The sequence below is a fragment of the Vibrio sp. OPT46 genome (assembly GCF_015163535.1).
GTDB lineage: Bacteria > Pseudomonadota > Gammaproteobacteria > Enterobacterales > Vibrionaceae > Vibrio > Vibrio alginolyticus.
The window spans coordinates 38,426-49,014 of sequence record NZ_JADDYG010000201.1; the positions used below are offsets into that span (position 1 = coordinate 38,426).

Consider the following 10,589-nt stretch of genomic DNA (forward strand, 5'->3'; position numbering starts at 1 on the left):
ATTTCTTAACCATCTTGAGGCGGATAATTACTTTGACCAACTTCGAAAGACACTGCCATGGCACCAAGAACACATTACTATGTTCGGCAAGTCAGTACTTCAACCTCGCTTACAAGCGTGGCACGGTGATGCAGCATATACTTACTCAGGCTTAACCATGCAGCCTCACCCTTGGACTCCTGAGTTAACTCAGCTCAAAGTGCGTTGTGAATCAGTTGCTGATGTCACTTTTAATTCTGTTCTCGCTAACTTATATCGACACGGGCAAGACTCAATGGGCTGGCACCAAGATAATGAACCAGAGTTAGGTAGAAACCCTGTTATCGCATCTTTGAACTTAGGTGAAACACGTCGATTTTTGCTTAGAAATTTACATTGTAAAACTGAGATTGGATATGAGCTTTCTCACGGCTCCTTACTGATTATGGCTGGCGAGCTCCAGCATCACTGGAAGCACTGCGTACCAAAAACCGCGAAAACCAAAGATGAACGTATCAACCTGACTTTTAGGCAAATTTTCAACTATTGACTCAGCTTTTACATTCTCAATTAATATTGATGGTAGGTTTAGGTTCAGGACTTCATAGGGAATGGATTTATGCGTATTAAACCTCTTAGCTTAGCGGTCTTACTCTTTTACTCACTTACCTTTGCTGCTCAGGCATCACAGGAAGACGTACCGCTTCTCGATAATACTCAATCAGCGCAGTTGATTCGTAGTACCTACGAACAAGAACTGTTCACTTTCCCGGCGTTTAAAGAGGGCCATTTTGGCTTACGCATGTACCGCCAAACATTAGATGAGAAATATCACGCTGCCATTTGGACCGACATGGCACAAGTAGCCAGCCGGTTAAACCTATTTGCTAATGAAGTCGTTGAACCAGAAGACATCATTCTCTATTCATCTCAAAGGTTGACCACGTATCAAGAGAAAGAAACCGAACGAGGGCAGCGACGCTATACCGTGACTAAACACCATCCTGAGTACCTTTATCTTGGTGTGGATTTGCTTGGCGCAATGGCAAGAGCAAACGAATATGGCCTACAACATAAACAAGACAAAACGCTGAGAAAAATTATTAGGCGCTACGATTTCTCGCGTTACGTTACGGACAAAGAGATGATAGAGGCATGGGCAGCTCAGCTTGCAAACCAAGTCTACTGGCTTCGTCAGCTAGGAGAGCAAGATGTGGTCGAGGAATTCACTCAAACCTTCCGGAACACCTACCCCGACGATAAAGATAAGATGCTTTCAGCTCAGCAGTATTGGAACAAACTCTATGGTATGACGCACATCATCTTTGCCGATTCACAGTATTATCAGGAGCGAGTAAGCGAGAAGAAACACCAATGGATTTATGATTACTTTCGCAACAACATCGACACTATCCTACTGCGCGCCAAAGAAGACGTGATTGCGGAAGTCGGCATTTCGTTTTTGTTAGCAGGCTTGGACCATGATCCGGTCGTAAAGAAGACCCGCCAAGCCATTCGTCATGCAATCAACGCAGAAAAAGGGATGATTCCGTCGGTCGACGGTAACTTTGATCTCAAGTACGGCGAACACCGTAACGTGCTAGCCATCATGCTGCTCGATTGGAAAGGGGTACATAAAGCGCCAACTTATCAAGAGCACCCAGAGGCTTTTAAATCGATACCTTACGGCTTAATGCCCAAGCCTTAGAAATAACAAAACCCGCCATTTAGGCGGGTTTTGAGTGTGGATCTTCAATCTAAATTAGAGAGAGATAAAAATTCCCGCTAAGCAAGCACTCATCAGGTTAGCGAGTGTACCAGCAGCAACCGCTTTTAGGCCTAGACTTGCAACATCTTTGCGGCGCTCAGGTGCCATCACGCCGATAGAGCCCAACTGAATCGCAATTGAGCCAATGTTCGCAAAACCACACAACGCAAAAGTGATAATAATTTGAGTATGCTCAGACAGTGTCGCTTTGTGCTGCACAAAATCGATAAACGCAACAAACTCATTCATCACCACTTTCTGACCAATGTATGAACCCGCAGCTAGAATTTCGTGGCTTGGCACACCAATCAACCACGCTAGAGGTGCAAACAAATAACCAAAAATCGCTTGTAGCGTTACGCCAGAGAAACCAAGTATCTCACCCAAGTTTTCTAGCCCCGTGTTCACCATCGCGATAACACTCACGAAAGCGATAAGCATGGTACCAACAGCAACGGCAACTTTCATACCGCCCATGGCACCGCTTGCTAGCGCATCAATTACGTTGCTTTCTTCTGATTTATCTAGCTCAATATTGTTGTAATCGCTTGGCGTTTGACGCTCAGGAACGATGATTTTTGCCATCATCAAACTACCTGGTGCTGCCATAAAGCTTGCCGCGATCAAGTATTTGAGGTCGACCCCTAAACCAGCATAACCACCAAGCACACTGCCCGCCACTGAAGCCATACCACCAGCCATCACGGCAAACAGTTCAGAGCGAGTCATGTTAGAAAGAAATGGACGAATAAGAAGTGGTGACTCGCCTTGAGATAAGAAAATGTTCCCTGTTGCAACCAAAGACTCTGCTTTACTCGTACCCAAGAACTTCTGGATAGCGCCGCCAATAAATTGAATCACTTTTTGCATAATGCCCAAATAGTAAAGGGCGGAGATAAGAGCACTGAAGAAGATGATGATAGGAAGGACACGGATAGCGAAGATAAAGCCAGAAGAAGCGAGGTCACCAAAGAGGAATTTAATCCCTTCATCAGCAAAGCTGAGTAGCCCCGCGACACCATTACTTAAACTCGCCAGCGCCGCTTGACCCAACGGGAAATAGAGCACCAAAGCAGCAAACCCCATTTGTAGCATCAAGGCGCGAGATACAGTTTTCCAATTAATGGAAGAACGACCCTCAGAAAGTAGGAAAGCACAACCTAGCAGTGCAACAATACCAAATAGACTAAATAGAACACTCATGAGCTGGACCTACTAAACGTTGAAAAAGAAAAAAGAGCCAAAGGAATTGGCAGAAGAAAGGGACAACGCAGCGAGTGATAACTCACTTTTAGATCCAGAATGTAGACAGAACGAATAGTTCGACATCTTATTTTTACCTTATACAAGCAATTGAACGTAGCTGGTCCGGTCCGTGGGGTCATTCACTGCTGGCGAGCATGTTGCTTGGCCTGCTCCATGTGACGGCTTGTATGGGTAAGGGTCCTGAACAACTAAACCCTAATTCCCGCTTAAACGGGACGCAAGTATAGCCAACAAAAAGAGATATTCATCACATTTATTTACGCAAACGTTCAAGCGTTCAAAATTTAGGCAAAAGTACTCTTTTGTCGTCATACTATTAATAAAAGTAAGGGCATAAGGATAGGCGTTGATGGTAAAAAACATAAAAGTGACCAATAAATATGCAATCAAACTCGAAAGAGCCAAAATTCGTCATTTTGCTCTCGCCAACAGGTGGATTTTGGTTATACAATTCGCGTTGCTTCTTTCGAGGCCTCTGAGTATTCAGAGCATCATGATGCCGAGATGGTGAAATTGGTAGACACGCTAGCATGAGGTGCTAGTGCCTTTGGTGTGAGGGTTCGAGTCCCTCTCTCGGCACCATTATCCTTCTTCCCTAATTTTGTTCGAGTGTAATGCAAAGTTCTAAGCAGGCAAGACAGTCTACAGATGCTAATCAACTTCTGAGTGAGCTTGCGGTTCACGCTTTATTACACCTGCACTTTAAAATTCACGCGTCCTCGCATGGCCTCTCCCTTAAAGAACGTAATGACTTACTTCAGAAATGGCTGAAACCAAAACTGAAGAGTAATCGCTATAAGCTGATTAAAAAGCCGTTAAAATCTTTGACTCAGCAGGCAAAAGGTGAGAACGGAAATCTGGAAGCATTACTCGAGCGCTGCGTCGGTGCAGACAAACCCAGCAACCCTCAACCCGATCTAGATAGCTACTTGCTGCTGATCAACGAGATTGAGAAGAAACTGGGGACTACCGTGTTATTATCTCGACCGGAAGACGTCGACTTATCTCACGACCAACACGGCTGTTTGCTGTGTGTGCTTTCTGAGAACTTAAATCAGCACTTCGATGATAATAACGCCCTAATCGCTCCTATTTCGATGCTGTTCCGCGGACCAATGAGTCAACGTTCACTTTTTCTTGGCAGCATTTACGCCAGTGGTACCTTCAATTATGAAGTGCAGTATCAAGACGACCAGTTCGTTCGCATCACATTAGAGTTGGCGTAAGTGTAACGCTAAGAAATAAACGAATCGAAAAAGGCCGCGAAACTCGCGGCCTTTTGCTTATCTAGATTTAAACTTGAGTTAATCGATCTCTTTAAATCGAGCAGTAAAGTGGCGCAGCACTGGTGGCTCGTACTCGAAAGTGAGCCCTTTTAACTCATGTGCACGATTTTTCAGTTCGATAATCGCATCCGCAATGTAATCCATATGATCGTTTGTGTAGACACGACGTGGAATGGTCAAACGCATCAACTCAAGCTCTGACACTTTTTGTTTACCCGTTTCCGGATCTCTACCAAGCAGCAACGATCCTATCTCTACTGCTCGAATACCCGCTTCCAAGTACAAAGCATTACACAATACCTGCGCAGGAAACTGATCCGCTGGAATATGTGGCAAAATCTTAGCGGCATCCACAAACACCGCATGACCACCCGTTGGGTATTGAATCGGAATACCGCCTTCACGTAAGCGCTCACCTAAGTATTGAACTTGGCTAATTCTATAGTGAAGAAAATCCTCATCCGCGGCTTCATACAAACCGCGAGCGAGCGCTTCCATATCACGCCCAGCCATGCCGCCGTATGTTACAAATCCTTCCATGGGTACGCAGCGCGTCTGCACCGCCTGGAACAACTCCTTATGATCACGAATACAACACATGCCACCAATGTTTACCATCGGGTCTTTCTTAGCTGACATGGTGAGCATATCACCGTACTGGTACATCTCACGGATGATTTCCAGAATCGATTTATTCTCGTAACCCGCTTCACGCTGCTTGATAAAGTAGGCGTTCTCACAGTAACGAGCCGAGTCAATCACCACTGGAATATCGTACTTGGTTGCAATCTCGTACACACTGCGCATGTTTTCCATCGACACAGGCTGACCACCGGAGCTATTACAAGTAATCGTGGTGATAATTGCACAAATGTTATGCGAACCGTGCGCTTCAATTGTTGCCACCAGCTTATCGATATCAAAATTGCCCTTCCAATCATAAGGCGTAGTGGTGTCGAATGCTTCTTCCGTTACCACGTTAATCGCTTTACCGCCATTGAGTTCAATGTGACCCGCTGTGGTATCAAAATGGTAGTTCGAGATAAATACTGGCGTTTCGCCACCACGCACCTGACGCATACGCTCAATCAAAGCTGGGAACAAAATTTGCTCGGCACCACGCCCTTGGTGTGCAGGCACGGTGAGCTTATAACCGAAGAAGTGCTCCACTGCATCACACAGGTTGTAGTAATTTCGACTCCCCGCATAGGATTCATCCCCCATCATGATACCAGCCCACTGATTATCACTCATGGCACCAGTGCCAGAGTCAGTCAGCAAATCGATATAAACATCATCACTACGAAGAAGAAATGGATTATAGCCCGCTTCTTTTAACGCGACTTCACGGTCTGCCAAAGTCGTCATTTTGATTGGCTCAACCATTTTGATACGGAAAGGTTCTGGAATACGTTTCATTGTTAATTTCCTTATACGCATTGCCCTACGCAGTTTCACGTAAGACTAAAAAACAAATAGATAGAATGCTTTTCAATGCGATTGCATTGAGGAAATCAACGAGAAGAGATTTTACTAAGAAGAGACAAGCAGTAGTCTAGGTTATACCAGAACGACAGCACCAAACGGCTATCGAGAATATCCTTTATTCTCATCGTCTTCGTCCTCCTGATAAAAATAAAAAGTCAGAAACCCCATGTCTCTGACCTTTTCAATATAGTGCAGTTTTCAATCAATTTTCAGTGAGGTCACCCTCATTTTAAGAAGGTCTCGCCCTTTTCATTCTGCGTTTGATATTACTTTCTTTGACTAGGTAATCGAAAAGTGGCGCGAATAAGTTAGCAAATAGAATCGCTAACATGATGCCTTCTGGATAAGCCGGGTTCAGCACTCGGATAAAAATCGTCATCACGCCGATTAATAGTCCGTATGCCCATTTCCCGTTATTGGTAAAAGCTGCCGAGACAGGGTCTGTCGCCATAAAGAAGGTACCAAACGCAACCCCACCAATCACGAAGTGCCAGTAGAACGGCATGGAGAACATGGGGTTAGAGTCTGAACCGATCGCATTCAATAGTAATGAAGCTCCGATTAAACCGACCAACACGCCCGCAACAATTCTCCACGATGCAATCTTCATAAAGATGAGAACCAAGCCTGTTAGTGCGATCAACAACGTGGAGACTTCACCCATCGAGCCTGGTAAATTACCAACAAAAGCATCTCCCCATGAAATTGGCTCTCCCGTCATATTATTTATCAAAGCACTTTGCCCTCCTTCATACCATTGGCTAAGTGGAGTAGCGCCAGAGTAACCATCAGCCGCAACCCACACGGCACCACCGGACATGTTGGCAGGATAGGCAAAGTATAAGAACGCGCGCCCTGCTAAAGCTGGATTTAGGAAGTTTCGTCCAGTACCACCGAAAATCTCCTTCGCCACAACAATACCGAAAGTGATACCTAAAGCCGCTTGCCATAGTGGAATTGTCGGAGGAAGGATCAGCGCAAAGAGTATAGAGCTGACAAAAAAACCTTCATTTACCTCATGCTTTCGCACAATAGCAAACAGAACTTCCCAGAAACCACCAACGATAAACACCGTCGCATAAACCGGGAGAAAGTAAGTAGCACCAAGCCACATTTTACTTCCCCACCCCGCTTGTGAAACCGCATCTAACGAGCCCCATACCCAACTCAGTTGCCATGAAGAAACAAGCGCTTGCTGAGCTGAGGCTTGATCCATTCCGTACAACAAGGCATAACTCGCTTGCTGGCCTATGTTGTACATACCCCAGAACATGGCAGGGAAGACCGCCAGCCACACCATGATCATAATACGTTTTAAATCGATGCTATCTCGAACGTGAGTCATGCCCTGGTTTACCTTACCAGGCGTGTAAAAAATGGTTTCGACAGCTTCGAAAAGTGGGTAGAACTTGTGATACTTCCCACCTGGACCAAACTTAGGTGTCGCTTTCTCAAAGTAATGTTTAAGGCTCATAACGCTCCTCCTTTATCTAAAAGATGGTACGCACATGTGTAAAAAGCGATCGTTTTTTAATCTCTTCGTCTTCCTTCTTCGTATTTCACCTTGTTCGCCACTCTTCTGTCTCCTCTTTAAATCCGGCGAACAGTTTATCCAACGAAAAAGGGACCGCTCATGGACACACTCGCCATTGACCTAGCTAGATTCCAATTTGCCTTTACTGTCTCTTTCCACATTATTTTTCCAGCTTTTACGATTGGTTTGGCAAGTTATCTCGCTGTATTAGAGGGCTTGTACTTAAAAACGGGCAACAAACAGTACATGCAAATCTATAAGTACTGGCTCAAAATCTTTGCCATCAGTTTTGGTATGGGTGTGGTGAGTGGCATCGTGTTGAGCTATCAATTCGGTACTAACTGGAGCGTGTTTGCCGACAAAACAGGCCCAATCCTGGGCCCGCTAATGGGTTATGAAGTTTTTACTGCGTTTTTCCTCGAAGCGGGGTTTTTAGGCGTGATGCTTTTCGGTATGGATAAGGTGGGTAAGAAGCTTCACTTCGCCGCGACTTGTATTGTTGCATTCGGGACGTTTTTGTCTGCGTTTTGGATACTTTCGGTTAATAGTTGGATGCAAACACCAGCGGGCTACAGTATCAACGAAGCCGGACAGTTTATCCCAGAAGACTGGTGGGCGATTGTCTTCAACCCTTCCTTCCCTTACCGGCTCGTTCATATGTTGCTCGCCGCTTACCTTACTACTGCCTTTGTTGTAGCCGGCGTTGCCGCTTATCACTTACTAAAAGCAAACCATAACCCTCTAGCCAGAATTATGTTCTCGATGGCAATGTGGATGGCTGCCATCGTGACACCAATTCAAATCGTTGCTGGAGACATGCATGGTTTAAACACCCTTGAACATCAACCCGCCAAAGTCGCCGCGATGGAAGGGCACTATGAGTCTCACCAAGGCGCGCCATTGATCCTCTTCGGTATCCCTAACGATGAAGAAAAACGCATGGAATACGCACTGGAAATCCCCAAACTCGGTAGTTTGATTTTAACTCATGACCTCAACGGTGAAGTGAAGGGATTAGATGCTTTTCCAGAGGAGGAACACCCTCCTGTCTCTATCGTTTTCTGGTCTTTCCGAGTCATGGTCGCGCTTGGTTTTGGCATGCTTGTTATTGGTTTGTGGAGCCTTTGGCTAAGAAAACGTCGCAAACTTTTTGATTCGAGGGCACTTCAACGTATTTGTGTGCTGTTTGCCCCAGCGGGGTTCATTGCAGTTTTAGCAGGCTGGATAACTACCGAAGTAGGTCGACAGCCTTACACCGTATACGGTCTTTTAACCACAGCCAATTCGGCATCGCCTATTGATGCCGCCGCGGTGAGCGTCTCCCTGACGGCGTTCATCGTGGTTTACTTTGTGGTTTTTGGAGCTGGCTTCTTCTATCTCCTACGTTTGATGCGCAAGTCTCCAACTCGATATGAAGAAGGTCTAGATAGCCGACTTCCTGATGGCACGAAAACTGATGCCATCACACATTCTAACCATCTAACCTAGGAGCTAACTCATGGATTACGCATTAATTTGGTACGCTTTGATTGGGCTCGCCGTTCTGATTTATGTCGTGTTAGATGGCTTTGATCTCGGTATTGGTATCCTATTCCTCAGCGCTAATGACGATGAAGAGCGCGACATGATGATGAACAGCATCGCTCCTGTTTGGGATGGGAATGAAACTTGGCTAGTTCTTGGCGGTGGTGGGCTTTTTGCCGTGTTCCCCCTCGCCTACGCGGTCATTATGCCAGCACTCTATGCTCCTCTGATTTTAATGCTGCTCGGATTAATTCTGCGCGGGGTTTCTTTTGAGTATCGCTTCCGAACACAACGCGGAAAGTTTTTATGGGATAGCGCTTTTTTCATTGGTTCACTCACCGCAGCATTGATGCAAGGCATTATGCTCGGAACCCTGCTCCAAGGTATAGAGGTTAGTGAACGAGCATACGCAGGTGGATGGTTTGATTGGCTTTCACCATTTAGCGTATTTTGTGGCTTGGCGCTTGTTTGTGCTTATATTCTGCTCGGTTCATGCTGGTTATTAATCAAGCTTCCAGAAGAGCTGATGGGGCGCTATTACGTGGTCGCGCGACGATGGGGGCTAGCGATGGTAGCCTGTATATTCATCGCCAGTTTGTGGCTGCCATTGAGCCAAAATATCGTATTTGAACGTTGGTTCTCATTACCAAACTCGCTACTGTTTTTCATTTTACCAATTATTGCAGCGGCACTTATTTGGCAGTTATTCAAAGCCTTACTCGACCACAAAGCCGTCCGAGCCTACGTTCTTGCGATCGGCCTGTTTCTTGTGTCCGCGATGGGTTTCGGTGTCAGTACATTCCCTTACTTGGTCCCATTCGCACTCACTTATCAAGACGTCGCCGCGCCAGACAAAAGTTTGGCATTTTTACTTGCCGGTGCGGTGGTATTACTTCCTCTGATCATAGCCTACACGGCTTATTCGTACTGGGTGTTCCGCGGCAAGATGAAACGTGGAGAAGGATATCACTGATGAAACTAAAGCCCATTTTGTGGTTCATTGGCATTTGGCTGGCAAGCGTGGTCGCCTTGTTTATCATCAGTTCGTTGATACGAACTGCGATATTGTAGGCCCAGAGTCGACTGCACCACATCTGAAGCCATTGAGGTCTATACTCAAGCAAGAGTAAAACAACGGAGTGTTTTTATGACCTTAAAGCGGTTTCTGGTAACTTTGATTCTTTTGACGGTTCCACTGTTTTCACCAAATGCATTGGCCGTAGACAAGCAGATGTCATCCGCCATGAAAAGTAAAATGCGGTCTATTTGCTCCGCAACAGACGAGCAGGGCCATTGGCAACTTGCTGAAGCAACTCCTGACGCCAGACGCTCACTCAACATGGTGCTTTATCAAATGAATGCCGATGATAAATTGAAAGCAATTCATGAGGTGAGAACGAAAATGGTCGGCGGCACCCATTATGCGTTTGAGTTCGAGTTGCAAGATGGTCAAGTCTGGAATGCAATTGTATTGCACAGTGCCCGAGGCGATTACATGATAGAAAGACACGCCAAGAAAGGGGAACTCTGCCCTAAAGATGGCGACTCCTAATCCCCAGATTCAAATAAAACAAAGGCGACAGTTGCGTCGCCTTTGTTTTATACCGTTTTCGCTTCTATCTTCTCATTCACTTTATCGCAAATGCACTCTCCAATAGGCATTGCAGATGTCGCTGCAGGAGAGGGGGCGTTGCAAACGTGTAAGCTTCTTGCGCTCTCGGCAAACAAGAAGTCATGAACCAAG

The 10,589-nt window shown here is 45.8% G+C and carries 9 protein-coding genes, 1 tRNA gene and 1 pseudogene; 7 read left to right on the top strand and 4 right to left on the bottom strand.

Annotation, left to right across the window (positions count from 1 at the left end):
• Together IQR33_RS08965 and IQR33_RS08970 are read left to right on the top strand one after the other, a co-directional pair.
• On the top strand, window positions 1–529 hold a 529-nt coding region (locus IQR33_RS08965), incomplete at its 5' end, for an alpha-ketoglutarate-dependent dioxygenase AlkB family protein (RefSeq protein ID WP_193843648.1).
• A gap of 69 nt (window positions 530–598) precedes the next feature.
• Complete coding sequence (locus IQR33_RS08970) at window positions 599–1,687, top strand: DUF3541 domain-containing protein (protein WP_005374164.1); 1,089 nt, start codon at window positions 599–601, stop codon at window positions 1,685–1,687.
• A gap of 54 nt (window positions 1,688–1,741) precedes the next feature.
• Here the strand turns inward: IQR33_RS08970 and IQR33_RS08975 are convergent, their stop codons facing one another.
• Complete coding sequence (locus IQR33_RS08975) at window positions 1,742–2,950, bottom strand: NupC/NupG family nucleoside CNT transporter (RefSeq protein WP_017635515.1); 1,209 nt, start codon at window positions 2,948–2,950, stop codon at window positions 1,742–1,744.
• Between the two features lie 561 nt (window positions 2,951–3,511).
• Here IQR33_RS08975 and IQR33_RS08980 point away from each other — a divergent pair.
• A tRNA-Leu gene (locus IQR33_RS08980) sits at window positions 3,512–3,595 on the top strand.
• Between the two features lie 32 nt (window positions 3,596–3,627).
• Window positions 3,628–4,239 carry a DUF2913 family protein gene (locus tag IQR33_RS08985; RefSeq protein ID WP_005374167.1) on the top strand — a complete coding sequence of 204 codons (612 nt, stop codon included), beginning with the start codon at window positions 3,628–3,630 and terminating at the stop codon, window positions 4,237–4,239.
• A 78-nt stretch (window positions 4,240–4,317) separates the two neighbouring features.
• Here the strand turns inward: IQR33_RS08985 and IQR33_RS08990 are convergent, their stop codons facing one another.
• Both IQR33_RS08990 and IQR33_RS08995 read right to left on the bottom strand, forming a co-directional pair.
• Window positions 4,318–5,718, bottom strand: coding sequence for a tryptophanase (locus IQR33_RS08990; RefSeq protein ID WP_053307136.1), 1,401 nt, complete (start codon window positions 5,716–5,718; stop codon window positions 4,318–4,320).
• A gap of 298 nt (window positions 5,719–6,016) precedes the next feature.
• Window positions 6,017–7,261, bottom strand: a complete 1,245-nt coding sequence (locus IQR33_RS08995; protein WP_053307135.1) for an NADH:ubiquinone reductase (Na(+)-transporting) subunit B — start codon at window positions 7,259–7,261, stop codon at window positions 6,017–6,019.
• A gap of 159 nt (window positions 7,262–7,420) precedes the next feature.
• Here IQR33_RS08995 and IQR33_RS09000 point away from each other — a divergent pair, with 159 nt between their 5' ends.
• The 3 genes from IQR33_RS09000 (at window position 7,421) to IQR33_RS09010 (ending at window position 10,397) form a co-directional block, all read left to right on the top strand.
• A complete protein-coding gene (locus IQR33_RS09000) occupies window positions 7,421–8,809 on the top strand; it encodes a cytochrome ubiquinol oxidase subunit I (RefSeq protein WP_017635517.1) in 1,389 nt (462 codons plus the stop codon).
• A gap of 10 nt (window positions 8,810–8,819) precedes the next feature.
• Window positions 8,820–9,818, top strand: a complete 999-nt coding sequence (gene cydB / locus IQR33_RS09005) for a cytochrome d ubiquinol oxidase subunit II (protein WP_005374173.1) — start codon at window positions 8,820–8,822, stop codon at window positions 9,816–9,818.
• Between the two features lie 174 nt (window positions 9,819–9,992).
• Entirely contained in the window at window positions 9,993–10,397 is a 405-nt protein-coding gene (locus IQR33_RS09010; RefSeq protein ID WP_064369498.1) for a hypothetical protein, read from the top strand.
• Window positions 10,398–10,444: 47 nt separating this feature from the next.
• Here the strand turns inward: IQR33_RS09010 and IQR33_RS09015 are convergent.
• A pseudogene (locus tag IQR33_RS09015) lies at window positions 10,445–10,589 on the bottom strand (L-2-hydroxyglutarate oxidase); the annotation flags it as partial.

Coding starts and splice junctions, on each gene's coding strand:
- IQR33_RS08995 (WP_053307135.1), bottom strand. CDS start 7,261: ATGAGCCTTAAACATTACTTTGAGAAAGCGACACCTAAGTTTGGTCCA.
- IQR33_RS09000 (WP_017635517.1), top strand. CDS start 7,421: ATGGACACACTCGCCATTGACCTAGCTAGATTCCAATTTGCCTTTACT.
- IQR33_RS08990 (WP_053307136.1), bottom strand. CDS start 5,718: ATGAAACGTATTCCAGAACCTTTCCGTATCAAAATGGTTGAGCCAATC.
- IQR33_RS08985 (WP_005374167.1), top strand. CDS start 3,628: ATGCAAAGTTCTAAGCAGGCAAGACAGTCTACAGATGCTAATCAACTT.
- cydB (WP_005374173.1), top strand. CDS start 8,820: ATGGATTACGCATTAATTTGGTACGCTTTGATTGGGCTCGCCGTTCTG.
- IQR33_RS09010 (WP_064369498.1), top strand. CDS start 9,993: ATGACCTTAAAGCGGTTTCTGGTAACTTTGATTCTTTTGACGGTTCCA.
- IQR33_RS08970 (WP_005374164.1), top strand. CDS start 599: ATGCGTATTAAACCTCTTAGCTTAGCGGTCTTACTCTTTTACTCACTT.
- IQR33_RS08975 (WP_017635515.1), bottom strand. CDS start 2,950: ATGAGTGTTCTATTTAGTCTATTTGGTATTGTTGCACTGCTAGGTTGT.